27 protein-coding genes are annotated in these 25,658 nt (G+C 56.0%); 18 read left to right on the forward strand and 9 right to left on the reverse strand.

Annotation, left to right across the window (positions count from 1 at the left end):
* Window positions 1-247 precede the first annotated feature (247 nt).
* Window positions 248-871, reverse strand: coding sequence for a phosphopantothenoylcysteine decarboxylase domain-containing protein (locus CA54_RS21380; RefSeq protein ID WP_146373007.1), 624 nt, complete (start codon window positions 869-871; stop codon window positions 248-250).
* Between the two features lie 217 nt (window positions 872-1,088).
* On the opposite strand from CA54_RS21380, the gene CA54_RS21385 reads away from it, so the two are divergent.
* Window positions 1,089-3,164 carry an ATP-dependent helicase gene (locus tag CA54_RS21385; protein ID WP_146373008.1) on the forward strand — a complete coding sequence of 692 codons (2,076 nt, stop codon included), beginning with the start codon at window positions 1,089-1,091 and terminating at the stop codon, window positions 3,162-3,164.
* 16 nt (window positions 3,165-3,180) lie between these two features.
* On the opposite strand, the gene CA54_RS21390 is transcribed toward CA54_RS21385, so the two are convergent.
* Window positions 3,181-3,420, reverse strand: a complete 240-nt coding sequence (locus CA54_RS21390; RefSeq protein WP_146373009.1) for a hypothetical protein — start codon at window positions 3,418-3,420, stop codon at window positions 3,181-3,183.
* Between the two features lie 26 nt (window positions 3,421-3,446).
* Window positions 3,447-3,713: a hypothetical protein gene (locus tag CA54_RS21395; RefSeq protein ID WP_146373010.1), complete on the reverse strand. Its 267-nt coding sequence runs from the start codon at window positions 3,711-3,713 to the stop codon at window positions 3,447-3,449.
* A 189-nt stretch (window positions 3,714-3,902) separates the two neighbouring features.
* Here CA54_RS21395 and CA54_RS21400 point away from each other — a divergent pair, with 189 nt between their 5' ends.
* Together CA54_RS21400 and CA54_RS21405 are read left to right on the forward strand one after the other, a co-directional pair.
* Complete coding sequence (locus tag CA54_RS21400) at window positions 3,903-4,433, forward strand: type 1 glutamine amidotransferase domain-containing protein (protein WP_146373011.1); 531 nt, start codon at window positions 3,903-3,905, stop codon at window positions 4,431-4,433.
* 183 nt (window positions 4,434-4,616) lie between these two features.
* A complete protein-coding gene (locus tag CA54_RS21405; RefSeq protein WP_146373012.1) occupies window positions 4,617-5,882 on the forward strand; it encodes a tetratricopeptide repeat protein in 1,266 nt (421 codons plus the stop codon).
* Between the two features lie 588 nt (window positions 5,883-6,470).
* Here CA54_RS21405 and CA54_RS21410 read toward each other — a convergent pair.
* From CA54_RS21410 to trxA, 3 genes are all read right to left on the reverse strand, one after another.
* Window positions 6,471-7,406 carry an efflux RND transporter periplasmic adaptor subunit gene (locus CA54_RS21410; protein WP_197532692.1) on the reverse strand — a complete coding sequence of 312 codons (936 nt, stop codon included), beginning with the start codon at window positions 7,404-7,406 and terminating at the stop codon, window positions 6,471-6,473.
* Window positions 7,407-7,719: 313 nt separating this feature from the next.
* Window positions 7,720-9,228, reverse strand: a complete 1,509-nt coding sequence (locus CA54_RS21415) for a hypothetical protein (protein WP_146373014.1) — start codon at window positions 9,226-9,228, stop codon at window positions 7,720-7,722.
* Between the two features lie 75 nt (window positions 9,229-9,303).
* A complete protein-coding gene (gene trxA, locus CA54_RS21420; protein ID WP_145376204.1) occupies window positions 9,304-9,633 on the reverse strand; it encodes a thioredoxin in 330 nt (109 codons plus the stop codon).
* A gap of 401 nt (window positions 9,634-10,034) precedes the next feature.
* On the opposite strand from trxA, the gene CA54_RS21425 reads away from it, so the two are divergent.
* The 15 genes from CA54_RS21425 (at window position 10,035) to CA54_RS21495 (ending at window position 22,078) form a co-directional block, all read left to right on the forward strand.
* Window positions 10,035-10,910 (forward strand): hypothetical protein, encoded by an 876-nt coding sequence (locus CA54_RS21425; protein ID WP_146373015.1) that lies wholly within the window; start codon window positions 10,035-10,037, stop codon window positions 10,908-10,910.
* A gap of 7 nt (window positions 10,911-10,917) precedes the next feature.
* Complete coding sequence (gene purN, locus CA54_RS21430; RefSeq protein ID WP_146373016.1) at window positions 10,918-11,598, forward strand: phosphoribosylglycinamide formyltransferase; 681 nt, start codon at window positions 10,918-10,920, stop codon at window positions 11,596-11,598.
* A gap of 256 nt (window positions 11,599-11,854) precedes the next feature.
* Complete coding sequence (locus tag CA54_RS21435) at window positions 11,855-12,610, forward strand: DeoR/GlpR family DNA-binding transcription regulator (RefSeq protein ID WP_146373017.1); 756 nt, start codon at window positions 11,855-11,857, stop codon at window positions 12,608-12,610.
* 39 nt (window positions 12,611-12,649) lie between these two features.
* Window positions 12,650-13,354, forward strand: coding sequence for a phosphate propanoyltransferase (pduL, locus tag CA54_RS21440; protein WP_146373018.1), 705 nt, complete (start codon window positions 12,650-12,652; stop codon window positions 13,352-13,354).
* 125 nt (window positions 13,355-13,479) lie between these two features.
* Window positions 13,480-13,773, forward strand: a complete 294-nt coding sequence (locus CA54_RS21445; protein WP_146373019.1) for a BMC domain-containing protein — start codon at window positions 13,480-13,482, stop codon at window positions 13,771-13,773.
* Between the two features lie 71 nt (window positions 13,774-13,844).
* Window positions 13,845-14,114: a BMC domain-containing protein gene (locus tag CA54_RS21450; protein ID WP_145376199.1), complete on the forward strand. Its 270-nt coding sequence runs from the start codon at window positions 13,845-13,847 to the stop codon at window positions 14,112-14,114.
* A gap of 76 nt (window positions 14,115-14,190) precedes the next feature.
* The gene (locus CA54_RS21455; protein ID WP_146373020.1) at window positions 14,191-15,372 is read left to right on the forward strand and encodes an acetate/propionate family kinase; all 1,182 of its coding nucleotides are present in this window, start codon (window positions 14,191-14,193) and stop codon (window positions 15,370-15,372) included.
* Between the two features lie 77 nt (window positions 15,373-15,449).
* Window positions 15,450-15,761 (forward strand): EutN/CcmL family microcompartment protein, encoded by a 312-nt coding sequence (locus tag CA54_RS21460; protein WP_146373021.1) that lies wholly within the window; start codon window positions 15,450-15,452, stop codon window positions 15,759-15,761.
* 106 nt (window positions 15,762-15,867) lie between these two features.
* The gene (locus CA54_RS21465) at window positions 15,868-17,289 is read left to right on the forward strand and encodes an aldehyde dehydrogenase family protein (RefSeq protein WP_146373022.1); all 1,422 of its coding nucleotides are present in this window, start codon (window positions 15,868-15,870) and stop codon (window positions 17,287-17,289) included.
* A 75-nt stretch (window positions 17,290-17,364) separates the two neighbouring features.
* Complete coding sequence (locus CA54_RS21470) at window positions 17,365-17,619, forward strand: EutN/CcmL family microcompartment protein (protein WP_146373023.1); 255 nt, start codon at window positions 17,365-17,367, stop codon at window positions 17,617-17,619.
* Window positions 17,580-18,302 (forward strand): hypothetical protein, encoded by a 723-nt coding sequence (locus CA54_RS21475; RefSeq protein WP_146373024.1) that lies wholly within the window; start codon window positions 17,580-17,582, stop codon window positions 18,300-18,302. Before CA54_RS21470 ends, CA54_RS21475 begins: the two co-directional genes overlap by 40 nt.
* Window positions 18,303-18,432: 130 nt before the next feature.
* The gene (locus CA54_RS21480; RefSeq protein WP_146373025.1) at window positions 18,433-18,711 is read left to right on the forward strand and encodes a EutN/CcmL family microcompartment protein; all 279 of its coding nucleotides are present in this window, start codon (window positions 18,433-18,435) and stop codon (window positions 18,709-18,711) included.
* Window positions 18,712-18,780: 69 nt separating this feature from the next.
* The gene (locus CA54_RS21485; RefSeq protein WP_146373026.1) at window positions 18,781-19,689 is read left to right on the forward strand and encodes a class II aldolase/adducin family protein; all 909 of its coding nucleotides are present in this window, start codon (window positions 18,781-18,783) and stop codon (window positions 19,687-19,689) included.
* Window positions 19,690-19,808: 119 nt separating this feature from the next.
* Window positions 19,809-20,741, forward strand: coding sequence for a lactate/malate dehydrogenase family protein (locus CA54_RS21490; protein ID WP_146373027.1), 933 nt, complete (start codon window positions 19,809-19,811; stop codon window positions 20,739-20,741).
* 143 nt (window positions 20,742-20,884) lie between these two features.
* On the forward strand, window positions 20,885-22,078 hold the full coding sequence (locus tag CA54_RS21495) for a hypothetical protein (protein WP_146373028.1): 1,194 nt from the start codon (window positions 20,885-20,887) through the stop codon (window positions 22,076-22,078).
* Between the two features lie 53 nt (window positions 22,079-22,131).
* Here CA54_RS21495 and CA54_RS21500 read toward each other — a convergent pair whose 3' ends face one another.
* The 3 genes from CA54_RS21500 to corA all read right to left on the reverse strand — a co-directional run bounded on the left by CA54_RS21500 (window position 22,132) and on the right by corA (window position 25,557).
* Window positions 22,132-23,217, reverse strand: coding sequence for a transporter substrate-binding domain-containing protein (locus CA54_RS21500; RefSeq protein ID WP_146373029.1), 1,086 nt, complete (start codon window positions 23,215-23,217; stop codon window positions 22,132-22,134).
* A 59-nt stretch (window positions 23,218-23,276) separates the two neighbouring features.
* Entirely contained in the window at window positions 23,277-24,368 is a 1,092-nt protein-coding gene (locus CA54_RS21505) for a transporter substrate-binding domain-containing protein (RefSeq protein WP_146373030.1), read from the reverse strand.
* A 64-nt stretch (window positions 24,369-24,432) separates the two neighbouring features.
* Window positions 24,433-25,557, reverse strand: a complete 1,125-nt coding sequence (gene corA, locus CA54_RS21510) for a magnesium/cobalt transporter CorA (RefSeq protein WP_231963152.1) — start codon at window positions 25,555-25,557, stop codon at window positions 24,433-24,435.
* Window positions 25,558-25,658: the final 101 nt, after the last annotated feature.

The raw sequence follows: 25,658 nt of genomic DNA on the forward strand, positions 1-25,658 counted from the left end.
GTTTGTTCTGTAGGATCGAAAGTAAACGCCGCCTGCGGCAATTCCGTAGGGACATTGTGAATTCGCCAACATCACGAGCCATAGACAATTCGCGTCCTCCTAAAAATGGAGGCGCATGTCCACGCATGGAAAGCCTATCACACCAACTGTCGCATGTTGCCAAAACGCAACATATGGTGTGGTATTCGAGCAACGTCCTGACCGACAGCAGCGATTGGGTAAGAGGCTCCGGCACTGAGCCGTCTGCTCAGTCAGCAAGAGTACCGACAATCCACGCGATCAGCCGGTGGGCAATGTCGATTTTACTGCCCGTCCATTTTGCGACGGTTGTATCGGTAGAATCGATCAATTCGATGGAATTGTCGTTCGCTCCGATGGCTGTCGTGCGATTGAGTACGATCGCGTCGCAGTTTTTCTTGTGCAGTTTCTCGACAGCCCGCCGGTGAGGATCTTGTGCTTCCAGCGCAAACCCAACCGACCAACGCTGTCCCTTTTGCCGTCCCAGTTCGGCAATGATGTCGGGCATTTCCACCAACTCGATCGTAATCGGCAGGCCGGTTTTGACCCGTTTTCCTGAGGTCCGTTCCCGCGGTCCATAATCACAAACCGCCGCGGAAGCGATCACCCCGTCGCATTCGGCAAATCGCGCGAGACAAGCGTCGTACATGTCCCGCGTTCCTTCGACCGAAACCAACTCACAACCCGCCGGAACCGGCAAGGCCACCGGACCGCTGACCAGCACCACCTCATGTCCGGCGTCGATTGCCGCTTGCGCAATCGAATACCCCATCCGCCCGCTACTGGCATTGGACAGAAAGCGGACGTCATCTAGGTATTCCCGTGTGGGGCCGGCAGTGATGAGAATTTTCATAACAATTCAGGTTTCCAAGTCGACACGGCAATAGTACGCCTCCAGCAGTGTTCTTTCCATCGATTCGCTGAGAATCACCAGAGAAACCAAGGATTCCTTCACCCCCAAATGCCTCTTTCACCGTGCTGCGCTTCCCATCATCCACCGCATCGGTCATCATACCCCTACAAGCCGCGGCGGATGAACCGTCTCGCTGGGAAGGGAGCACAGCAGCACGATGGAACCGACGCCGGTCATCGACGAAATCTTAAGTACACTCAACGAGCAACAACGCAGCGCCGCCATACATGGCCGTGATCCGTTGTTGATTGTCGCCGGTGCCGGAACAGGCAAGACCACCACCCTGGCCCACCGCGTGGCGCATCTCATCGCCGACGGTGTGAATCCAGCGCGGATTCTGCTGCTGACCTTCACCCGCCGCGCCGCCGGCGAAATGGTCCGCCGTGTAGACGGTATTTTGAGGCAATTGAATCATCTCTCCGAAAAGCGAGGCGCGCGTGTTGGCAAGTACAGTGGAAAACAACTCTGGGGCGGCACCTTTCACGCGGTCGCAGCACGACTGCTACGGATGCATGGTCGCTCGATCGGTTTAGAACCGGAGTTCACAGTCCACGACCGCAGTGACTCCGAGGATTTGATCAACGTACTCCGCACGGAGCTGGATCTCGCATCGGCCGAAACCCGATTTCCTCGCAAGAGTACCTGTATCGACATTTATAGCCGCTGCGTCAATTCGCGGCGCAGCCTGCAAGACGTGTTGACGAACTCATTCCCCTGGTGTGTGCAATACGCAGACGACCTCCGCCGGTTATTCGCCGCATTTGTCGATCGCAAAGAACAAAACGCCGTCCTGGACTACGACGACCTGCTGTTGTTTTGGCATGGATTACTCAGCGACCCGGCAGCCGGCACAGCAATCCGCAGCCGCTTTGATTGCGTGCTCGTCGATGAATATCAAGACACCAATCTGCTGCAGGCGGAGATCCTGCAATTGCTGCGGCCCGACGGGCAAGGTGTGACGGTCGTGGGCGACGATGCGCAATCGATCTATTCATTCCGGGCAGCCACGGTCCGCAATATCCTCGATTTCCCTGAGACATACGCCAACACCCGCGTGATTCCACTGGAGCAAAACTACCGCAGCACACAGCCGATTCTGGATGTCACCAACGAAGTGATCGGCCAAGCCCAACAGCGGCATGAAAAGAAGCTGTGGTCGGAACAAACGCAAGGGGAACCCCCGGTCTTGGTGCATTGCCAGGATGAAGACGAACAGACCGAGTTCGTGATCTCCGAGATTTTGGCGCATCGCGAAAAGGGTGTCGACCTTCGCAAACAGGCAGTGCTATTTCGCGCATCACAGCACAGTATGACTTTGGAACTTGAACTGGCCCGCCGCAATATACCGTTCCATAAATACGGCGGCCTAAAATTTGTGGAAACGGCGCATGTCAAAGACTTGATGGCCTATATGCGGCTGGCCGAAAACCCTCGCGATTTTGTGTCAGGAGTCCGCGTCTTATTATTGCTACCCGGCATCGGCCCCAAGCGAACGCGAGATCTGATGTTGCTGCTCAACGACGCAGGCGGCGATTTTCGCGTCTGGGAAGAGTTCGATCCACCGGCGGCCGCCAAGGATTACTGGGCCAAGTTCGTGGAACTGATGCGCAACCTCAACGGCCCGAAGCTGAAAGACTTGCCGCATCAAGTGCACTGCGTGTTTGAGTTCTATGGAGACCTGTTGCAGCGCAAATACGACCACGCCGATGCGCGGCTGCGGGACCTGGAGCAACTCGAACAACTGGCCAACCGATTCCCCGACCGAGCGACGTTTCTGACAGAAATCACGCTCGATCCCCCCGCTTCGACGCAAGACCTCGCCGGTCCGCCGACGCTGGACGACGACTATCTGGTGCTCAGCACAATCCATTCCGCCAAAGGCCTGGAATGGGACGCCGTGTATGTGCTACATGCGGCGGACGGTAAGATCCCCTCCGACATGGCGACGAAGAACGAAGCGGAGATCGAAGAAGAGCTGCGGTTGTTTTACGTCGCGCTCACCCGGGCCAAAAACTCGCTGTATGTCTGCTTCCCACTGAACGACTACATGCCGGGACGCGGCTTCGGCAGACATTCCCTGTCGCAGCTCACACGCTTTTTGCCCAAGGGCATTCGCAAACGCTTTCACGAACGCACCGGCATCGCCGCCCCCGCAGCGGATGAACAGGTCGAAATGCAACCGCACATTACGTCGGAAATGATCCGCCGGCAAAGCCGCTCGATGTGGAGTTGATTCCACGCGCTGCTGCTTACTCAGCGATATGAGCTTCTGCGCGGAGTTGTTTGTATCGACTAAACAGCAGGCTGCCTGAGTAGCAGAGGAAGTATGCCATGATCAACGGCATTTCTGCGTTCCCCCAGGGTGGGCGCATTCCCAACAGCAGCATTGCGAGAAACATCAGTCCCAATAAAACACCCTGCCACAAACTCTGCTCATCCGCCCAACGCGCGAAGTATCGAAACCCAATGGCAAAAGGCAATTTATGCATGCGCCATGTGACGCGGCGCATGACCGCTAGAAATTCAACAATGTTAGAATACAGCCACCCCAGGTCATTGTGTAAAAGTGGATCCCAAAGAAGACTCCCAACGCTGTCGTGACCGCGGTGATCCCCAACGAATACAACAAGAGTCGTTTGTGCGCCGAACGGATGATGCCGCGATACGCTTGTTTGGACAAAAGGTATCCCTGGAAGGCGCCGAGTGGAAAAAATGCGTGTGGTCCTTCTTCAGGGCCTAAAAATCTGCGCTGTTCCAGTTCGTCAAGCCAATTCGTCGTCATTGTTGAGCACCTCGACCAAGGCCGGATACAATACCCGCGTTGCCGGGAATCCATTATAAAACGGTTCCAATCGTTCGCTAGATGAACTTGCCTTCCAGCCCCTGCCCTGCTACTGGTTGATGCAGTTAGCTTTCGCTCGAAGAACCTTCTCGGCCGCGTGCCCGCGTCCATTGCTATAGGAGCCCCAATATGCCCAACGCACAACCGCTCGCCAACAAACGGATTCTCATCTTTGTCGGCGACATTTACGAAGACCTGGAACTGTGGTACCCCAAACTGCGGCTCATCGAAGCCGGAGCAACTGTCACCGTGGCCGGGCCTCAGGCTGATACGTCGTATGCGGGAAAGAACGGCTACCCTTGTGTCTCCGATGCGAAGATCGACGACATGGAGGCGGCCGACTTTGATGGGTTGGTTGTGCCGGGTGGATTTATGCCGGACAAGCTCCGTCGCGATCCCAAGGTGCTCCAGCTGGTTCGCGATTTCGACACCGCCGGCAAACTGGTCGCCGCTGTTTGCCACGGGGGTTGGATTCCCATCTCCGCGGGCGTCTACAAGGGAGTCCGCGTGACCGGATCGCCCGGAATCAAGGACGACCTGATCAACGCCGGTGCCCTTTGGGAAGACACAGCTGTCGTCGTCGATCGGCATTTCGTCTGCAGCCGCAAACCGGACGACTTGCCCGATTTCTGTCGCGGAATCTTGCAGGTTATGGCGTGAATCTGGAGTTCCTTAGATTTTCAAGAAAATTCTTGTGAACCGGCGTGATATACGACAAACGGTCGCGTCTGAGGGAGAAACTTCGCCTGCGGCAACCGAATAGCGGAATCCGAATCACCCGAGGATTTACGCTTCTCGCTGCTGCGCGCACTTCCACTGCCGCAATATTTGGGGAACCGACCGATGAAAGTCCACCACAGTTGTTTATTGATCCTGCCCGCGTTTTTGTTGTTACATCCAGCGGCCAATTGCGTTGTTGCCGCAGGCGCGGTCCCGCAGCCACCGGTGGTGGAGAGCTACCTGGAAAAAGGGGAACTGACCGAGGCAGCTGTGGCCTTGGAGAAATTGATCGCGCAACAACCGGACGACCAACAGGCACGCTTCAGCCTCGGTGTGGTGCAGTTTCTTCAGGCGGTCGAACATCTGGGGCAATCGTACCATCGCTACGGTTTGCGGACGTCGCGGTTCGTTGCGGGGCAGATTCCGCTGCTGCGTTTACCAATTCCCAAGAATTCCCATCCCGAAAAAATGACTTACGAGGCGGGAGGCAAGATCATGGAGAGCTTTCTTGCCAAGCTGACAGTCGCCGAAGCCACGCTGGCGAAAGTCGACACCACCGATGTCAAACTGCCGCTACATTTCGGCCGCATTCGATTGGATTTGAACTCCGATGGAAACGCCAACCAAGACGAAGCCCTCTGGAAGCTGCTAGCCACCGTCACACGCGGCGGAGATCAAGCCGCCGGCGAAAAATTCTTGATTGCCTTCGACGGCGGGGACGTGCATTGGCTGCGGGGGTATTGCCATTTGTTGTCGGCGTTTTGTGACATAGCATTGGCGTACGATGGCCACGAGCTTTTTGAACGGGCTGGGCACCTGCTGGTCTCCAACAACAAAACGCCCTATGCGTATTTGACAGAAGAAAGCAAGCCGCAGACCGGTTGGATCAATAATGGTGTCTTCGACATCGTCGCATTTATCCACCTGATCAATTTTCCGGTCGTCGCCCCGGAACGAATGGAAAGCGCGCTCGCGCATCTCGAAGCGATGATCGAACAAAGTCGACTGTCGTGGAAACGCATTCTGGCCGAAAAGGACGATGACCGTGAATGGTTGCCCAATCCAAACCAAACCGGCGTATTGCCCAACGTCCGCGTGCAGCAGGAAATGATCGACGCCTGGCACGAATTCTTGTACGAAATGGAACTCCTCCTCCAAGGCAAACGGTTGATCCCCTTTTGGCGGGGGGATCAGGAGTCGCAAGCCCGCGGGGTCAACCTGCGGCGTGTCTTCACCGAGCCGCGACGATTCGATCTTGTCCTTTGGGTATCGGGAACCGCAGCCGACCCGTACCTAGAAGACGGCCCCCTGACCGACCCCCGCGTCTGGCAAAGACTCATGCGCGTCTTCGGCGGAGAATTCTTCGGCTTCGCCATCTGGTTCAACTAAAACAGCAAACAACCTCAGCCGTCTGTCTACTGCCTACTGCCGACTGCCTACTAATAAAAAAAAGGCCCGGCTCTCACATCGAGAACCGGGCCTCTGTTGTTTCTCGTAAATATGGATCGATGTTGATCCTTACGAGTCGGTGGCTGCCATCAACTTCGACAGCCCGCCGGCTGTCGTCTAGGCGGAACCACCTCGCTGGCTATTACAACAAACATATTCCACTAGACCACCTCCTTTCCCCAACAGAACTTCCCGCTTCGACCGGTGCGCCAGCCCCGACCATATCACGAGTGGATAGTCCGTCGTGTGCGTTTCCACGACCCGATAGAAGTATCGTTGCAGATGGGACACACAGGGTCAAGACGGGTTCGCGTAAAATCAGTCTCGATTTCTCACAAGTTTGTTTGCCACTTATGCAATAACTGCTGATGGGCAAAGCTCTTTTGCGGGCTCGGCCACTCGACACTTTCTACAATGACCGAGTGGGGCAAGCGGCAGATTGAATTCCGCGCAATACTCGCCGTCGAAGCGATTCAGAAATCGATAGCCGTCCAAGTGAAGTCGTCCACCCTGAATGGGGACGTCGGATCAACGAGCGGCTTCGCGTTTATCGGCACTACGTATGTCGATGGTCATTGTCGCTTCCAGACCGGCACGCATAATACCATCGGCATTCTCCACTTCAGCGGTGATCAGCACGTCTTTGGCAACGCTGTCGATTTCCAGTGCCACGAATTTGATACGTCCCTTAAACGAATTTTTCTTGGCTGGCAGAATTTCTTCATCGACGTCGAGCGTGACAGTGACCGGCATGCCTTGCTTGATTTGCCAAGCATCCTTGTAGTGCAGCATGCCTTCGACTTTCAGTCGCCGCGTGCTGGTGATTTCCAGGATGATGTCACCCGCGCGGACTGCTTCGCCTTTGGACTTTTTAACGTCCGTCACCATCCCGTCAAAGGGGGCCACGACGGAAAATTCTTCAAGCACAGCTTTGGCGGCATCGGCTTTTCGCTTGTTGACATCAAACTGCCATTTGGCCTGTTCGATTTGCAACTCGGACTTGTCGGCTGCCAGTTTTTTCTCTTGGATATCGATGTCCGCGAATGCCCTCCGAGTTTGTTTATTGGCTTCTTCGCTTTTTTCGAGATCTTTTTTAGCGAACTCAAAGGCTTTGGTGGCGTAACGGACTTCGATATCGTTTTCGGCCTGTGCCTTGGCTGTGTCGTATTCCGCACGTGCCACTTCGTCCTTCAGTCCCGCCACGACCTGGTCCGCGTGTACGATGTCCCCTTCACGAGGCTCGACGAATTTTAGAATTCCTTCGCGAGCTGAGGCTAACTCCACTTGATCAATCAATTTGACTTGCGCGCGTTTGATGATGACCACACCTGGCGCGGTCTGCGGCGTTTTTTTTGCCGCTTGATCGCCATCCTGGCCTGCAGCGGGAATGGCCGTAACGGCAAGTAGTCCTGAGCTGAGCAGGAACGTCGACAGAATCGTCAATCGAATGCATCCGCGTGACATTACGTGGTTCTCCGTCCAGTACTGTTCGCGGTTCACGACCGCATTGAGGGACGCCGATCGTGGAACGATCCGTGCGTTGTGGGAGGCGGGAGGGCTGATTTGGAGGGTCCTCTCAGCTGGTAAGTCCCCAGACTCTACCGTTAGCGTAGCGGGGGATTCGTCACCTGGCAACATTTTCCACCGCATCGCGGGCAGTTTCCCGTCAAACGGGACCGCACTGCGTAGTGGTGGTTGAGCATGCCGGTTTCACCGAATCCGCCGGAAAGGGCGAACGCACCGGGAATTCGTTCTGTGCACGATCCCGTCGAACCGTTTAATCTTCGAGGTCAGCAGTGCGAACCGCTGGCGTAGTCTCCGCGCATTCCTGGTCGGAGATCTGTTTGAGCAAATCCCGAATGACCGCCTCGGCTTGTGCTTTTTCCTGGTTCCATTGTTGCTGCTTTTGGTGCCAGGTTTGTTCGCGGCTCTCGAGCGTCTGTTCCGCCTCCGCGGCCCGCTGCTCACGCTGCTGCAACTGTGCCGTCCGTTCGGTGACCCATTCGGCTAGGGCCTGTCGCTCTTCGCGGAATTCATCCCGTTGTTTCTGGTACTGCGTTTGCGCACGCTCCAACTCCTGACGGTGTTGGATGAGGTCTTCACGGGATTGCTTGTAATGTTCGGCCAACGCGGTTTGCGCTTCGTCGACCCGCTGCTTGGCGACATCCGGCCCAGTGGATTGAGCGAGTTGCGCCCAAGCCTCTTCGACCGACAGCCGCATTTCTAATGTCTTGCGGTGCGTGTCTTCCAACTCCGCCCGCAACCGGTCAAGCCGTAGCCGCCGAGCTTCGAGGTTTTCGGCGTGCAACTTGAGCATGTTCTGTTGGCGCCGCAGCTCGGATTGCTGTGTTTCTTGGTCCCGGTCCCAAGCTTGACGTTCGTTGAGCAACCGCTCGCGGTCCGCGTCATTTTTATCTTGACTGGCCAGTCGATGTTTTTGGATCAGCTCACGTTCACGGACTAGTGATTTTTCTCGCTGGTCCAACAAATCGCGAAACCGTACGGCTTGCACCCGTTGGGAGCGGAGACTTTCCGCCGTCCGCTGACGGTCCTGGACAGCCTGTTGTTGTTCGCGACGAAATTCCTCTTGATGACTCTCCAGCTCGTGCCGCGCCTTCTTGAGATGCTCTTCTTGAAAGCGAACACGGTTTTGCAGCAGCGTTTGTTCCCGTTCGAGCTCAGCCGTCTGTTCCGTGTGCTGTGCAGCCAGTTCACCTTGCGATCGAAGCAGTTCTTGCCGCTGCTGCTCCAATTCGTGTTCAAGCTTGGCGCATTGTTGGAGCCGTTCGGTGCAGTCCGATTCCTGTTGATGCAGTCGAGCGTCGCGTTCTTCGGCCTCTTCCTCGAATTGGCTCACCCACAACCGCACACTGCGGCGCTCTTGGTCCAACAAGGCCAATTGACCATTCAGCCGTTGTTCACGGCGGTCCATTTCGGAGAATTGCGTCCTCAGACGCTCGGCGATCTGGCTGGCCTGCAACAGCGTGCGCTCTTCGCGCAACAGTCCCACACCGCTAGCTGGTTCCACCGCCGAATTCGCTTCAATTTGCTGGCCGGCGTATTGATCGACATCAACACTCGACGTCTGCGACTCAGCCGCTGGTGCCTCAGACGCAGTAACTGGAGTCTGTGACGCGGCAGCCGGGGCCATTGCAGCGACGGTGCTGGGAGACGCGGAGGAACGGAGCGCATGCGGCCCGTCCACACGATGTTCACCGAGGCGTTGCGGAGCGCTATCGCTCGGTGTTTGTGCTGGCGGCGAACTGCTTGTGACGTCTTCGCTCATTCCGGGAATCCTTTCCCTGGAAGCATTGAAAAACCCAGGCAACACGACCTGCAGCGGTCATGTCGCCGCGGGGGGTCAGCTCAGGTGCGTATCCAAAGCGGCGGAGAACTTGGCTTTGTTGGCCACGCCGACAAACTTGTCAACGACTTCGCCCCCTTTGAACAACAGAATCGTGGGGATTCCTTGAATCTGATAATTCGTGGGAGTCGCTTGGTTTTCGTCGGTGTTGACTTTCCCGATCTTCACGCGGCCGGCATAGTCGTTCGCCAACTCGTCGATCGTGGGGGCAATCATTTTGCAAGGTCCACACCAAGGGGCCCAAAAGTCCACCAGTACCGGCACGTCCGATTCGAGAACTTCCGATTGGAAATTTCCATCAGTAAACTCAACAACATTTTCAGCCATGGGGGCGTCCTCAAAGTCCGTCTGATCGATAATGAGATGTGGTCCGTCAGTCGCACACGGCAAACGCCGCCACAACATGCAAAACCATCTGCCTGTACGGGCATCGGTAAGTCTGTCGCAACCCGGTTCGCGCCCACGGGCTTTGACGTTAGAAAATCTGTTTCAAAAGTTGCGGGAATTATAGGTAAACCACAGAACGTGTCAACGGCCTCTCAAATAGCCCCTCCTGACACCCCTTGAGAAACAGGTCGTTTCTGAGAACCAATTGCTCCAGCAAACAGCCGCTCGCATCGACATTCGTCCCCGAAACTGCGAAACTGGCCCTGTGGCATCGAGGATGCCTCGACGAGTAATCGCTTCTCATCTCAGCGGAATCTTTGCGAAACCCTTCAAATTTCAACATGGCGACCCCTGTCTCAAAACTCCTTGAAATCCCTCGCAGCCGGCCACCCTGCCCTGCCAGAGGGATCGTCGCGCTGCTGGCCATACTGATTTCGCTCGCCCCTGGCCTCACTTCGGTGCATTTGGCCATAGCTGAAGACGCCCCCGAGGGTCTCCCGGAACTTAGCAGCGTGCAGGACAAGACGCGGGGGATCGGCGACGATGAACGGGACGCCTACTTTCAACTTCTGGATTACGCCGCTGCCGGGGATTACAAACAACAGCAGGCCGTCGCCGAAAAAAACTTGGCCAATTTTGAACAACAGTTTTACGACAATCAGAAACTCGCACTCGAAAAAGACCCGAACGGTCCGCGTTATCGATTTTCTCTGTACGCCGATATGCTCAAGAACCCGCAAGCCTATCGCGGCCAACTCGTCCCGCTGCAAGGGCATGTTCGTCGGGTGGAAGAGATGCCGATCATCGATGGCGACGTCGATTTAGGGGTCGCATATCAAGCCTATCTGTTCACCGAGGACTCGCGCACCCATCCCTATATCATTGTCTGCCGTGAGGTGCCCCCCGGAATGCCCCGTGGAGGAGACGTGCTGGAGGAAGTCGCTGTGACCGGCTATTTCTTCAAGCTGTACGCCTACGACGCTCAAGATGCGGTCCGGATTGCGCCATTGCTCATCGCGCAGCGGATCGAATGGTTTCCGCGCCAAGAACCCGCTCCGGTCATCTCACCTTTCTGGGGAAGTGTTGTCGCCACGGTCGCACTCTTGATTCTGATCGCGTTCCTTTGGAGAATCTCCGCAAAGGATCGTCGCATCCGGCAAGAACGTCTGCGGAAAATGACTGACGATGCCACCCCGTTTTCCCCACCCGAAAGCTAATGGAATCATGCCTGTCGTTCGCCCCGTTGCACTGCCACTGAACCGCCCGATTCGGTTGGCTGTCCTACTCTCCGGGGGCGGGACGACTCTCACCAATCTGCTGGAACACAAGGTCGCCGGTCAACTCGACGCTGAAGTTCCACTGGTGATTGCCAGTCGCGCCAATTGCGGCGGAGTCACCAAGGCGCAAGCAGCTGGATTGGACTGCCGTGTGATTTCGCGTAAGGATTTCGAGGAGACCTCCACATTCAGCACCGCTGTTTTTGATGCCTGTCGCGATGCTGAAGTCGACTTGGTGGTTTTGGCGGGCTATCTTTCGCTGCTCGAAATCCCCCAGGACTTTGCGCTGCGGGTGATGAATATCCACCCAGCATTGATTCCGGCATTTTGCGGCGCCGGTTTTTATGGCGGCAACGTCCATGAAGCCGTGCTGGCCCGCGGAGCCAAGGTGAGTGGCTGCACGGTCCATTTCTCTGACAACATCTATGACAACGGACCAATCATCTTGCAGCGCCCCGTGCCGGTGTTAGACGATGACACACCGCAGACCCTAGCTGCCCGGGTCTTTGAGGCCGAACGCGAAGCCTATCCCGAAGCGATTCGCCTCTTTGCCGCCGGTCGGCTGGAAGTCGACGGCCGCCGCGTCCGCATTCTGCCTGCGGCGGACGCACTCGATTCGCCCGCTTAGACGCGGGTTCAGACGCTCATTTTCGAGACTTCCTGCGTCCCAGGGCCTGCGCGCGCTTCGCGCCAGTAGATCACTGTTGTCTCCCATGTTGCGTGAATACCACGTCTCTGCACATATGGCATGACTGGTTTTGGAGGACTACCTGTCACAATAGTTCATAATTGCGCGTCCTCTATGACAGTTTATGGTTGATAATGAAAGATCGTGACGCAATAATGGTGTGGGGAACGCGTTACTCTGAATGGATTTCGAGCATATGTTATTGGACGAACGACGGCACCGAATACTGCAAACCGTTGAAAATATTGGATTTGCGTCTCTACAAGACCTTGTCGAGCAGACCGGTGTCAGTGAATCTACGATTCGACGGGATCTGGAGCATCTTGACCGATCCGGTCATATCCGCCGCACGCGTGGTGGAGCGGCCTATGTCGGGGAATCATTAGCGGACTTAGCTGAAAGGGGCACCCGGGCCCTCTCAGAAAAACAGGCGGTCGCCAAAACCGTGGCGGCCATGATAGAGGAGGGAGAGGCGATTTTGCTCGATGGCGGGACGACGACCTACGAAGTCGCCCGGCACTTGATTGGCAAATCGCTGCAAGTGGTCACCAACTCGCTGCCCATTCTCAATTTGTTGGCCAACGAGCCAGATATCGAATTGGTGGCAATCGGCGGGTATCTGTACCCGAAAACAGGTGTGGCACTCGGGCCGGTGGCGATGGCGTCGTTGGCGCAGATTCATGTGCGGCGGTTAATTATCAGCGTGGGAGGCGTGACTGAAATCGGGTTGTTCAACAGCAACACCCTGCTGGTCGAAACCGAACGACGCATGATGGAAGTGGCCGAGGAAGTCGTGGTCGTCACGGATAGCGGAAAACTGGGTCATCGTGCATTGGCCCATTTGGCTCCTCTGGAGCAAGTCGACCGCGTTGTGGTCGATGCGGGAATTACGGATCAATGGCGGACAATTTTTGCCGACGCCGGTGTCGAAGTCACGATTGCCGAGTCGTAATGGACCGGCGAAATCATATTACAACAGGTTGATTCTTCTATGACGCAACTGAGCAACGGATTTAGCAGAACACAAATCGAACACGTTGTGCGAGACATCCTGCTCGCGCGACTGGGTGACAAATCCGCGCAGCCCAATCCGCTGGTGGTGAATATCTCCGCCCGGCATGTGCATTTGACCGACGAGCACGTGGAAGTGCTGTTCGGCCCAGGGGCCAAACTGGAACCGATGCGCGATTTGTATCAGGACGGCTACTACGCCGCCACGCAAACTGTGGCGGTTGTCGGCCCTCGCCGACGGATGCTGCCCGACGTGCGGGTCTTGGGACCGACTCGCAATGCATCGCAAGTCGAATTGGCGTTTACCGATGGTATTTCGTTAGGCATCGACCTGCCCGTCCGCTGCAGCGGCGATCACCACGACACGACCGGCTGTGTGCTCGTCGGCCCCAAAGGGGTTGTGGAATTGACCGCGGGCGTGATTCGCGCAGAACGACATGTCCACATGGGGCCAGCCGATTTGGCCTACTACGGCGTTGCCGACGGCGACCGGTTGCATTTGCGGATTGAGTCCGAAGGCTGCACGACAACCTTGGAAGATTTATTGGTGCGTGCCAGCGACGACGTCAAGTTGGAGGTCCACCTCGACACCGACGAAGGAAACGCCGTCTCGCTCGATCGGGCGACCAAGGTCGAATTGATTGTCCCGCACGCAACATCGAGCGACTGCGCTTGCAAGCATTGATGAAGACATGGCGATGAAATTCGCCGCCGAATACAGACACTGAAGCGGATGTTTTTAATTGTTTTTCAAACCGCGGATCTTTGGATCCGCAGCACTTAGTCTCACAACACGAGGAGATGAGAGAGATGGCGAAAGCGATGGAAGCCTTAGGCATGATCGAAACGCGGGGGTTGATCGCCCTGATCGAGGCATCGGATGCGATGCTCAAAGCGGCCAACGTTGAGTTGGCGGGCTGGGAAAAAGTCGGGAGTGGTTTGGTGACAGTGTTCGCCGTTGGTGATGTGGCCGCAGTCAAAGCCGCCGTCGACGCCGGTGCCAGTGCTGCCAGCAAGATTGGTGAAGTCGTCAGCGTGCAAGTCATTCCGCGTCCGCACGAAGAACTGACGGGTATCCTCCCTTCGACCAAAGCAACCAAATAATCTCCGCCTCGGCATCTATGCATGATGCGGCGGATTCAAATCACAAAATTTTGTTAGGACAAGTGAAGACCATGAGTGGAGAAGCAATCGGGTTGATCGAAACCAAAGGACTGGTGGCCCAAATTGAGGCAACGGATGCCATGCTCAAGGCGGCCAACGTGACTTTGGTCAAGCAAATTCAAATCGGCGGTGCCTACATTACGACCGTCGTCCAAGGTGACGTGGGTTCCGTGCGTGCCGCTGTGGACGCCGGTGCTGATGTCGCAGGACGCTCAGGAGAACTCGTCAGCGCCCACGTCATCGCCCGCCCCGAAGCAGCCGTCATGAAAATGTTCGTCTAGGGCCGCGCTAGGACAAGCGAAGTGACTGCCTACTGTCTACCGTCTACTGCCTACTAATAAGAACGGATTCGAGTCCATGAAAGTCCTCGTCGCCAATCTCGGCTCTACGAGTTTTAAGTACCGGTTGTTTGACTTGTCGTCCGATGTGCAACTTGCGCGGGGCGGGATTGATCGGATCGGTTCGGCGGAGAGTTCGTGCCAGGTGGAAATCGGAGATTACTCCGACACTGCCACACGGCACATTCCGGATCACGCCGCGGCGGTCAAAATCTGTTTAGAACAGTTGACCGACGCGGAGCATGGTTGCTTAGGCGCGGTGAGTGAGGTGGCGGTCATTGGGTTTAAGACGGTTTTCGCCGGCAGGCTCAGCGGTGTACGCGTTGTGAATGAAGAGTTGTTAGCGGCGATGGAGGAGTTGTCGGATATCGCACCCGCGCACAATCCCCCGTATGTAAAAGCCATGCGGCAGTTGCGCGAGGCGTGTCCGGAAATTCCGCTCGTGGCGGCATTGGAAACAGGCTTCCACGATACGATTCCGCTGGCCAATCGCAGCTATGCGGTTCCAGCAGCTTGGCGAACGGATTACCAAGTTCAACGGTGGGGATTTCACGGTGCCAGCCACCGTTACATCACCACGCGGATTGCTGAAATTCTGGGCCGGGACGACCTGCGGGTCATCTCCTGCCACTTGGGAGGCAGCAATTCGCTCTGTGCAGCCAAGGACGGCGTCTCGTTGGCCAACAGTTTGGGCATGAGTCCGCAATCGGGCTTGCCGCACAACAATCGCGTCGGCGATTTCGATCCCTTTGCCTTGCCGGTGTTAATGCGAGCAACGGGAAAGAGTTTGGCAGAGTTACTAGAGGATTTGGCCAACAAGAGCGGCTTGTTGGGCGTGAGTGGATTGAGCGGAGACGTACGGGACTTGGAGGAAGCGGCTGCCGAGGGACATGCAGGAGCGCAATTGGCGCTCGACGTCTTCGTCGCCTCAATTCGGCAATACGTCGGTGCCTATTTAACGGTACTCGGTGGTGCCGATGCGATCGTCTTTACCGGCGGCATCGGTGAAAACAGCCAACTGATTCGCCAGCAGGTCTGCGACAACATGGCCTGGGCGGGAATCGAGTTGGATACGGAATTGAATCAAAAGGTGGACGGAGAAACAAAGATCTCAACGGCCGGCAGTGCGACGGAGATTTGGGTCCTGCAGACCAACGAAGAAATCATCGTCGCTCGCCAAGCGGCCAAAGCGATTTCCTAATTAACATTTTCTCTCAGCCCTCGGCTTCGCCGGGGGGTAACTGACAAAACGGTAAACAAACACAACAAGGACACGCCATGTTTTTGGCACGCATTACCGGTAGCGTGGTCTCGACGCAGAAGGTCGCGGAAATGGTCGGCCAAAAGCTGCTGATCGTCGAACCTCTGCGTGTCGACGAAGAGGATCAAAGCTCCCTCAAACCAACCGGCCGCACGTTTATTGTGGTCGACACAGTGGGAGCCGGCGAAGGCGAAGTGGTGCTCTGCGTACAAGGTTCCAGCGCCCGCTTCACCCCGCAAACCAAAACACTCCCCATCGACGCGGCAATCATCGGCATCGTGGATCAGGTGCATGTGAAATCTAAATCAGTGTTCAAGGCGGGCGATTGAACGGAGACCGTAGGTCAGGCAGCCGCCTGACAAACTTAAGTTTGGATATTCCCCGATACAACCTACGACGAATCATAACAGCTAATTTCCAAAGAGAATTTCAATCATGCAAGCCACCGAACAAGCAATCCGGCAAGTCGTGCAAGAAGTCCTGGCCCAACTAGGGAACGGCGGGCGGTCGACAAACGGCACCCATCGCAACGGCGATTGGGGCGTATTCCAAACCGTCGACGATGCCGTCGCTGCTGCGGGCGATGGTTTCAAAGCACTTAGCCAACGTCCAGTATCCGATCGCGTTAAAATCGTGCAGTGCATCAAACAACTTTGCACGGCGCAGGCTGAGGAATTGGGGCGGTTGGAACTTGAAGAAACCGGGATCGGTCGGCTGGATCACAAGATTCAAAAGCTACAAATCATCGAACTCGTGCCGGGTGTCGAGTTTCTCAAGTGCGACGCCCTCAGCGGCGATCACGGCTTGACCGTCACCGAATATGCCCCGTTTGGCGTGATCGGCAAAATCACCCCCGTAACACACTCACTGCCGACGCTGGCCAGCAACGCGATTTCAATGATCGCCGGCGGCAATACGTTGGTCTGCAATCCGCATCCCGCGGGACGTTTGATTGCTTGCGAAGGAGCGCGGCGGATCAACCGGGCAATTTATGAAGCGACCGGTTTAGAAAACTTGGTCACGATCATTGAGAATCCGACGATCGAAACCGCCAACGAGATCTTCGCGCATCGCGGTGTTCGACTCATCTGCGTGACCGGGGGACCATTCGTAGCCCGGGCCGCTATGGCCAGCAGCAAGCGGGCGATTGTAGCCGGACCGGGGAATCCGCCCGTGGTCGTCGACGAAACGGCCGACATCGACAACGCCGCCCGCTCGATCATCACCGGCGGAGCCTTTGACAACAACTTGTTGTGCATTGGTGAAAAAGAAGTCTTCGCTGTCGAATCGATCTTCGACGAACTCCTCTCCGCCATGCCGCGTCACGGTGGGTATCAATTGAACTGCCAACAGATCGACCAACTGACGAAACTGGCCTTTGATCCGCCCAAAGATGGCTCGGATCACCACACGCTCAACCGCGATCTGGTCGGCAAAGATGCGTCGGTCTTGGCCGAGTTGATCGGCGTTCAGGTTCCAGCCGGAACGGATCTGTTGTACGGCGAAACCGATGAAAGCAATCCTTTCGTCCCCGAAGAACAGATGATGCCCTTCGTTCCATTCGTACGGTGCCGCAATGCGATGCACGGGATTGAACTGGCCAAAGAACATGAACACAACTTTCGGCACACGAGCATCATCCATACTCGCGAAGTGCGGAATATGACCACGATGGGCCGGGAGATGGACACAACATTGTTTGTTAAAAACGGGCCGAGTTCCGCGGGATTGGGACTGGGAGGCGAAGGCTACTTGTCATTCAGCATCGCCACGCCGACCGGCGAAGGAATCACCAGCCCGTTGACGTTCACCCGCCAACGCCGCTGTGCGTTGGTCGATGACTTGCGGATTATTTAATGGTGATGGGGTCGCACAGTACGACGGCGAAGCCGTCGGTTAGGGAAACAAGTTTTTGCCGTGGATTAACAACAGATGAACCTGGCACAAGTCGTGGGCACTGCCACTGCCACGGTCAAACATGAATCGCTGGCGGGTTGGCGACTGGCTGTCGTCCAAATGTTGGACGCCGCCGGTGGACCGGATGGAGAACCACAACTGGCGATCGACCCGCTGGGGAGCGGCCAAGGCGATCAAGTGATTTTGAGTAGCGATGGAAAGTCCATTCGCGATCTCGTCGGATATGAAACATGCCCAGTCCGCTGGGCGGTGATTGGACTTCCGGACTGATGCATACGGACCAACAGACACTCGAACAGATTGTTGCTGCTGTGGTGAAAAAACACCTAGCGGCCCCGGTCGAGATGCGTCCTGCCGAGACGGCCGAAACGGCGGTCAGTGTGACCTACCTGTCGGATGCGATCATCACGGCGGATCTACTCAAGGAACAAATCAACGGCGACCGGCGGTTTCAAATCTCTGCCCAGGCGATCTTGACTCCCTCGGCGCGGGACCTGATTCGCGAGCAAGGTTTAACTTGGACACGTGTGACGGCAGCTTCGACGGTGACGTCCGCAACGTTTTTAGCGGCTGTGGTCACTGCCGGTCCCCAAGTGATGCGTGCCATGGAACAACTGGGGGGCGATTGGAAGCTAGAGTTGCAGGAAAGTCCGGCCAGCGCGGCACGTTTGGCCGTTTCGGCGGTGAGTCGCGGAGAATACGCCGGTGTGGCGATCGTCAGCGGGCAGCCGCGTTTGGCCGCCTGTTTAGCGAATCGCTCACCCAAGATTCGTGCCACCGTCGTTAGCCACAGCGAAGATGTCGCCACAACCATGAATGAAATGGGGGCCAATGTGATTGCCCTCGATCCTGCCAACATCGGCATGTTCGCAATGAAGACACTGTTACAACGTTTTAGTAAACAAAAACCGCATCCACCGGCAAATTGGGAAACAACCAGCCGCCTGTGGTAACCCATATTCAAAGCAGCAACACGTAGGGTAGGCTCCCGCCTGCCGCCGGCATCGTTGATCGTCGATGTTTTACGACGACAGTCGGGAACCAGTCCTACGAAAAAATCACAAAACCATTAAGGAACCAGCCATGCGAATTGCGGATGTGATCGGCAAAGTGACCTTGTCAAAATGTCACCCCGAACTAACCGGCGCCACGTGGCTGGTGGCGACGTCGTTGTCGTTGGAAGGGATTCGCGGAGACAAAGCGGGCCGTGGCGAACCGTTTGTGGTCTTCGATGAACGCGGCGCCGCTGAAGGCAGCCGCATCGCCATCAGCGAAGGAGCCGAAGCCGCCGCACCGTTCCACCCCGGCGACAAACCAATCGACGCCTACAACACCGCCATCTTAGACACGATTAATATCTAACCCGTATGTCATGCTCGGCATGACTTCCGAAAACAATCGATAACCAACACCCGATAGGAAATACCCACCATGCAAAACCAATGGAACTCCGGTGTCAACGACCGCAAACTCAAAGAGCAAATCTGCGAGATTGGGCGACGGATTTATGAAAAGGGCTTTGCCGCCGCTAACGATGGCAACATCTCGATCCGCGTCGGTGAAAATGCCGTGCTCTGCTCGCCAACCATGATCTGCAAGGGGTTCATGACTCCCGAGGATATCTGTGCGGTCGACCTGGATGGCAACCAAATCGCCGGGACCCGCAAACGGACCAGCGAGATCCTGTTGCATCTGGCGATTATGAAAGCCCGTCCCGATGTTAAATCGGTCGTGCACTGCCACCCCCCGCACGCGACCGCCTTTGCCGTCGCCCGCGAGCCGATTCCACAATGTATTCTACCGGAGATCGAAGTCTTTCTGGGCGAAGTCCCGATGGCGCCTTACGAAACACCCGGTGGCCAAGAATTCGCAGATACGGTCTTGCCGTTTTTGGGCAAGGGAACCAACACAATCATCCTCAACAACCACGGCACGGTCAGCTTCGATGTCGATCTGGAGAAGGCGTACTGGAAGACCGAAATCGTCGATGCCTATTGCCGAATTTTGTTACTCGCCAAACAACTCGGCCCGGTGAGCTACCTAGACGAGCGCGAAAGCCGCGAACTGTTGGACCTGAAGAAAAAACTTGGCTTCGACGATCCTCGTTTCCACGCCGACGATTGCGACCTGTGCGGCAACAGCGCGTTTCGCAAAGGTTATGAAGAGAAACTTCCGGAAACCCGTGCGTTCAATCCCCCGCCGGCTTTCCCCGGTTACCTCAAAGGCAATTCGGGTGCCACAACAAACGGCGGGGGTCACAACGGTTCAGAAGGCGGCGACATCGAAGCCCTGGTCAAAGCCATCACCAGCGAAGTCATGGCAGCAATCGACAAGAAATAGACTCAGCAAGTCGTGCGCGGGTCTCCTGACCCCGCACCCAACAAGACCGCAGGTCTCCCATAAAAACATCCCGGCCGAACAAACCGGCCCTACACGAAATACTTGTGAGTTAAAGCATCATGAAAGTCAGCATTGTCGGTGGCGGCGGTTTGGTAGGGTCTTGTGCGGCATTCGCGTTACAGTGCGGGGGCATCGTTCGTGAAATTGCTCTGGTCGATGTCAACGCCGACCTGGTCGGTGGACAAGCCTTGGACCTATTGCACGGGAGTTGTGTAACGGCCGACCAAAAGATCTATGCCGCCGGTCCCGAAGGCAGCGCCGATGCCGACGTGATCATCATCACCGCCGGATTGCGACGCAAGCCGGACGAAAGCCGCCTCGATTTGATCAATCGCAACGTCGCCCTCTTCCGCAACATCCTGGCCGACTTGCGTAAAGTTGGCACAAAACCCGGCGCGATTGTCTTCGTCGTTTCCAACCCCGTGGACGTGCTCACCTATTTAACAACGCGCGAGTTGTCCTTGCCGCCGGAAAAAGTGATCGGACTGGGCACGCAACTCGATACCATCCGTTTGCGCAGCATGTTGGCCGATCGGTTGGACGTTCCCGCGACGCAAGTCTCGACGCTGATCTTCGGGGAACATGGCGACAGCATGGTGCCGATTTGGTCCGCCGCGCAGGTCGCCGGACTGCCGTTGGACAAATGGCCCGGCTACTCCCCTTCCCTTGTCAGCGACGTCGAGAAACGGACGCGGGGCAGCGGAGCGGAAGTGATTAAGAAAAAAGGGGGCGCCGGATTCGCCGTCGGCTTGGCAATCACCGAAGTTGTGCACTCCATCGCCTTAGACCAACGCCGCATTTTGCCGGTCTCAACGTTGCAGTCCGGAGCCTATGGGTTACGCGACGTTTGTATTTCCGTACCGACCGTCGTCGGCCGGGAGGGCGTGCTGGGGCATATCGAATTGGACCTGTGGCCCAAAGAACGGACCGGACTGGCCAACTCGGCCCGTGTACTTCGCGAAACGATCGACAAAGTCCTCGCCGGATCATAATCCGACCTCGTCCCCAACCGACGGGTCCGCTGTCGTACACGATGTGCATAAGCGGATCCATTGCCAAATGTGAGCGCACGCCTTTAAAAACACCACCCAATACGACAGCGAAGCCGTTAGCTTGGGAATGGATTGCTACTATCATGCAAAAATCGCTGGATCAAAAACTCGCCGCTATCCATGCTGATCCGTCGGGATGCAAGGAATTCATCATCGCCGACGCCAAGGATGCGGATATGGCGTTCGGCATCGGTGCACCGGGAAAATCGCCCGAGCGGCATGATGGTGAGGTGCGGTTCAAAACGTTGGCCGAATACCGTAAGCAGATCCGTGAAATCATACACCAGGGCGTCGTCGACATCATGCTCATGTCGGCTAGCACCAGCGAAGTCTTGACGATCAACGAACGACTGTTCGACAACTCCACCATCACCCCCGCCGCCCGCGCGAACGACACCACCGATGTGCATGTGGTACGTGGCGGAGCGGTATACCAGGAACCCGCGCAGCCGTTTCGTTCGGCGTCACTGGATCACATTCAATGCGGACATCTCGACTGCAAAACCGAAGAGCGCTCGCGCGGGGCGGACTTGGGTTTATTCTCGGTTACATTCAACAACGATCTTCAATTGGACCTGCACACGCTGGAGCAATACAAACTGTTTCGCGAAGAAGCGGAGCGGAAAGGGTTTCGGCATTTTCTGGAGATCTTCGACCCCAACGTTCCCGGCGCCGTCGCCCCCGAATTGCAGGCTGGATTTATCAATGATCTGATTGCCCGCACGTTGGCCGGCGTCGCCACGGCTGGTCGCCCCATCTTTTTAAAAATGGTCTACCACGGCCCACAGGCAATGGAGGAACTGGTCACCTACGATCCGCATTTAATCGTCGGCGTATTGGGCGGCAGCGCGGGTACGACACTCGATGCGTTTAAGTTGATCGCCGAAGCGCAAAAATACGGAGCACGGATCGCCCTATTCGGCCGTAAAATCAACAACGCCGAATGCCAACTCGCCTTCGTGCAATTCCTGCGGCTGATCGTTAATGGCGACATCGGTCCCGAAGAAGCGGTCCATGCCTATCATGCGGTGCTGGAAAAACTGAGCATCCGCCCCAATCGATCGCTGGAAGAAGACCTGACGCTGCAAACCGCCGTGATGAGTTATGCCGGCAATGGGACAACCATTAGCTTGCCGACGTCCACCACACCGTCAACGACACAGACCAGCACCGCTGCTCCGGCGTCCACGGATGCTACCGCGCCTGATTTTGCATCGATGACCTCCGCTGAGCGCGCTGAATACCACCGCACGCGGTTGAATCGGTCGTTGCGGTAGGCGTTTCCAACCAGGCGGCTGGGCCATTCTTCCTCCGACTGGGCCGTGGAATCTCAATCCACAACTTCTTCTCCCAGATAGCGATACACCAATTCGTGCCAACCTTCGCTGGCTCGGTAATTCAGCAACGACTGATTTAACGGCTTGCGCAATGGACTGCCGGGTTGTAGGGCAATGGCATAATCTTGGGTATGGAACGAGACGGAAAGGACGTGGATCCGTCCGTAGTACTCGGTATTCGCCAAGTATTTCAATTGCGCTTCATCGTAGACCAACGCTTCTGAGCGGACTCCGGCGAGCGCTTGCGCCGCCTCGGCGATCGTGGGATAACTGCGAAATGGGATGCGTTTGGCCCGCAAAAATTCTGCGCTCGTACTCGGTTCGACCGTAATCGTTTTGATGCGCCGCAAATCACCCGGATGTGAAATGCCCACGTCCATATGTCCGATCGTGAGTGCCGATGTAATCACGCCGGTCAGGATTGAAAACAGCAAAATACTGGCCAGCATCGCGCCGCAGGCCAGTACCCGACCGGAAACGCTGACGGGAAAAACCCCCTTATGTCCCAGCAATACGATCGTGGACCACCACATCCCCATCCCGATCCCCTTGCGGCGTTTCCCGCCGAACATCTGTTCGTTGGATTGGCGTTCAAAGAACCAAAACAAGATGCCGCAGACCAAGACGATCCCGATCATGATGCTGACAATTGTGAGCAAACGTGTCGAAATGATCCGGCGGAGAACTCTCCAACCACCCGAAGAGTGCTCAGCGTTAACCGCGACTCCTAAACCGGTTGTGAAATAGGGATGGCAGAAATCCACGCGTTTGTGGCGGTCGGCTGTGACGCTGATCGCTGCGACAGCGATGTCAACGTCCCCCTTTTCCAACCCCTCAAACATTTCGTCCAAAGGCATTTCGCGGAATTCGTATTCCAGGCCCAATTCGTTGGCCATATGCCGCCACAATTCCACGCTGATCCCCTTCCACTGCCCGTCAGCGCCACGAAACGAAAACGGCGGGCTTTCCTTCGTCGCCACGACAAGCGGTTTTGTTTCAGCCGCACCGCCGTCCGGCGTCTCCGCTGGATCGACCTGCCCCAGTGCGAGTAGTACCAAGAGTAAAGTTGAAGTCGCCAATGTATTACGGCTCCCTGTCGTTTCGTAAAAACTCCCACAACAACATCATCTACGGCATGTCAGTCGCCCAGATAACGCCGCAATGTCTCATCCCATTGTGGTGTTGTGATCACCTGCAATATGGCTTGATTGAGCGATTCGCGAAACGGACTCTCGGGAGGAATCGCGATCGCATAATCTTGTTTTTCAAACGTCGCTGGCAAGACTTGGATGAGGCCCGGATGTTCGTTGTGCACCATATATCGCAGAATCGGCGCGTCATAAACCACTGCGCCGAATTGGTTGCGTTCGAGACCGGCAAGGCATTGATCGACCGCCGGAAACGATTTGAAAGCAATGCCCTGACGTCGCAAATATGCGGCACTGGTCGAATCAGCCACGGTCGCCAAACGGACGTTGTGCAAGTCGCGCGGACCACGAACGTTTGACTCGAGTTGTGACAACGTGAGAATTGAGGTCACCGACGCAGTAAAAATCGAGATAATGATGATCGCCGTGTACATCCACAACACGGCAACCGCTCGTCCACCCGGAGACTTGGGGACCTTGTCGCCATACCCCACGGTGGTCATGGTAACGGCGGCCCACCAGATGCCGCTCGATAGTCCTCTAAAGACGCTGCCCCCGAAATCTGCCCGATTTCGTCGTCGCTCAAACAGATAAACCAGCGTGCCCATCGCCATTAACACGAGAAAGATTGTAAACACGATCTTCAAGAATACCGTGGAAAAGATTCGCTTCACCACTGCCGACCAATTAGTCGTTTGACGCTGCGCAACGGCAATGCCCAGTCCGGAATTGAAATAAGAATGCGAAAAATCGAGGAGTTGCTCACGTTCGTGCGTGATCGTAATCGCCGCAACGCCCGCGTCGAGTTCTCCCGATTCCACTCCGGCAAGGATTTCATCCAGCGGCAGATTTTCGAATTCGTAGCGAAGCCCCATCTCGTTGGCAACACCCCGCCACAATTCAATACTGATCCCGCTCCAGGTGCCATCTTCATTGAGAATCGAAAATGGTGCCGCTTCTTTTGTGCCGATTCGCAGGACGCGTTTCTCGTCCGGTTGAGCAAATGTGATCGTAGAAGACAGCAACCACATCGACACAAACGCCCAGAGCTGTATACGAAATTGGCGTTTGCCGTCGATCATCGGTTTGCTCCTGGATATCGGAATTTACGTTCCGTTTGGCGGTGGATCATCTCACGCGCCCGCTTCACGGATCGTCGTCCTTTCCCGGAATGTTCTCGTCGTCATCGCGATTCCAAATCCAACCCTTGCGATAGAAGTAGAATAGCATGCCGCCGGCCACGAGGAACATGGTAGTCCATATCACGGGATAGGCCCAGGGGACGTGCAATTCGGGCATGTAGTCGAAGTTCATACCGTAAATGCCGGCCATGAATGTCAGCGGAATGAAAATCGCAGCTGTAATCGTCAACACCTTCATGATTTCATTTTGACGATTACCGACCGACGCGAGATACATGTTCATCAGGCCGGTAACCATCTCGCGGTACATCTCCACCACTTCGGCCGACTGCACGCAATGATCATACGTGTCACGGAGGTAAACACGCACGTTGGGATCAATCAGCGGATGCTCGTCGCGGGCCAGTGAATTAGCGACTTGTCGCTGCGGCCAAATAGCGCGGCGGAGATTGATCAGACGGTTCTTGACGTGATTCAGATTCTTGAGCAAGCGGGGCGTGGGTTGTTCGATGACCGTGGTTTCCAAGTCTTCTAAATAGTTACCGATTTGCTCCAAAACCGGATAGTAAGCATCGACAATCGTGTCGAAAATGGCATAGGCGACATAGTCGGGCCCTTCGGTACGGATCGGCCCCTTGCCACTACGGATGCGTCGACGGACTGGATCAAGAACATCGCCATAGCGTTCTTGGAAGGTTAAGACATAGTTTTTTCCGAGGATGATGCTGACTTGCTCAATGTCGACATCGGCCTGCCCGATCGAATTCACCATGCGAACGATGATCAAAATCTGATCGTCATACGTTTCTGCTTTGGGGCGTTGTGGGACATTCACAATGTCTTCGATCGCCAGCGGATGAATCGAAAATCTCTCGGCGATCCGGCGGATCAACTTTTCGTCGCCGAAGCCTTGCACGTCAACCCAGGTGGTCGTGTTCGGGTCGTGAGCCGCGTGTAGTTGATCGGTATCGGCGACGTCCGCTTCCTTCAACTCCTCGGGTGTAAAATGCATCACGTGAATTCTCGGCGATGAGGCGTCCGCGGAAATGACCAATGTCCCCGGCCGCGCGCCAATATCCGGATGCCTCTTTTTGAACAACGACTTGCCTCCCAATGCGTTCAACCACATACAGTCCGTTCCCCATAAATTGGGCCGGGTGAATTATCGAGCCGAGCATCCTTACTCGTTAGTTCACAAGCCGATAGGGAGTCAAGAGCGAACTACTTGCA

The sequence above is a fragment of the Symmachiella macrocystis genome, from assembly GCF_007860075.1.
GTDB classification, from domain to species: Bacteria; Planctomycetota; Planctomycetia; order Planctomycetales; family Planctomycetaceae; genus Symmachiella; species Symmachiella macrocystis.

Bases quoted from the DNA above. Each gene is read 5' to 3' on its own strand.
- CA54_RS21380 (WP_146373007.1), bottom strand. From the start codon at position 871: ATGAAAATTCTCATCACTGCCGGCCCCACACGGGAATACCTAGATGAC.
- CA54_RS21385 (WP_146373008.1), top strand. From the start codon at position 1,089: ATGGAACCGACGCCGGTCATCGACGAAATCTTAAGTACACTCAACGAG.
- CA54_RS21390 (WP_146373009.1), bottom strand. From the start codon at position 3,420: ATGCATAAATTGCCTTTTGCCATTGGGTTTCGATACTTCGCGCGTTGG.
- CA54_RS21395 (WP_146373010.1), bottom strand. From the start codon at position 3,713: ATGACGACGAATTGGCTTGACGAACTGGAACAGCGCAGATTTTTAGGC.
- CA54_RS21400 (WP_146373011.1), top strand. From the start codon at position 3,903: ATGCCCAACGCACAACCGCTCGCCAACAAACGGATTCTCATCTTTGTC.
- CA54_RS21405 (WP_146373012.1), top strand. From the start codon at position 4,617: ATGAAAGTCCACCACAGTTGTTTATTGATCCTGCCCGCGTTTTTGTTG.
- CA54_RS21410 (WP_197532692.1), bottom strand. From the start codon at position 7,406: ATGTCACGCGGATGCATTCGATTGACGATTCTGTCGACGTTCCTGCTC.
- CA54_RS21415 (WP_146373014.1), bottom strand. From the start codon at position 9,228: ATGAGCGAAGACGTCACAAGCAGTTCGCCGCCAGCACAAACACCGAGC.
- trxA (WP_145376204.1), bottom strand. From the start codon at position 9,633: ATGGCTGAAAATGTTGTTGAGTTTACTGATGGAAATTTCCAATCGGAA.
- CA54_RS21425 (WP_146373015.1), top strand. From the start codon at position 10,035: ATGGCGACCCCTGTCTCAAAACTCCTTGAAATCCCTCGCAGCCGGCCA.
- purN (WP_146373016.1), top strand. From the start codon at position 10,918: ATGCCTGTCGTTCGCCCCGTTGCACTGCCACTGAACCGCCCGATTCGG.
- CA54_RS21435 (WP_146373017.1), top strand. From the start codon at position 11,855: ATGTTATTGGACGAACGACGGCACCGAATACTGCAAACCGTTGAAAAT.
- pduL (WP_146373018.1), top strand. From the start codon at position 12,650: ATGACGCAACTGAGCAACGGATTTAGCAGAACACAAATCGAACACGTT.
- CA54_RS21445 (WP_146373019.1), top strand. From the start codon at position 13,480: ATGGCGAAAGCGATGGAAGCCTTAGGCATGATCGAAACGCGGGGGTTG.
- CA54_RS21450 (WP_145376199.1), top strand. From the start codon at position 13,845: ATGAGTGGAGAAGCAATCGGGTTGATCGAAACCAAAGGACTGGTGGCC.
- CA54_RS21455 (WP_146373020.1), top strand. From the start codon at position 14,191: ATGAAAGTCCTCGTCGCCAATCTCGGCTCTACGAGTTTTAAGTACCGG.
- CA54_RS21460 (WP_146373021.1), top strand. From the start codon at position 15,450: ATGTTTTTGGCACGCATTACCGGTAGCGTGGTCTCGACGCAGAAGGTC.
- CA54_RS21465 (WP_146373022.1), top strand. From the start codon at position 15,868: ATGCAAGCCACCGAACAAGCAATCCGGCAAGTCGTGCAAGAAGTCCTG.
- CA54_RS21470 (WP_146373023.1), top strand. From the start codon at position 17,365: ATGAACCTGGCACAAGTCGTGGGCACTGCCACTGCCACGGTCAAACAT.
- CA54_RS21475 (WP_146373024.1), top strand. From the start codon at position 17,580: ATGCCCAGTCCGCTGGGCGGTGATTGGACTTCCGGACTGATGCATACG.
- CA54_RS21480 (WP_146373025.1), top strand. From the start codon at position 18,433: ATGCGAATTGCGGATGTGATCGGCAAAGTGACCTTGTCAAAATGTCAC.
- CA54_RS21485 (WP_146373026.1), top strand. From the start codon at position 18,781: ATGCAAAACCAATGGAACTCCGGTGTCAACGACCGCAAACTCAAAGAG.
- CA54_RS21490 (WP_146373027.1), top strand. From the start codon at position 19,809: ATGAAAGTCAGCATTGTCGGTGGCGGCGGTTTGGTAGGGTCTTGTGCG.
- CA54_RS21495 (WP_146373028.1), top strand. From the start codon at position 20,885: ATGCAAAAATCGCTGGATCAAAAACTCGCCGCTATCCATGCTGATCCG.
- CA54_RS21505 (WP_146373030.1), bottom strand. From the start codon at position 24,368: ATGATCGACGGCAAACGCCAATTTCGTATACAGCTCTGGGCGTTTGTG.
- corA (WP_231963152.1), bottom strand. From the start codon at position 25,557: ATGTGGTTGAACGCATTGGGAGGCAAGTCGTTGTTCAAAAAGAGGCAT.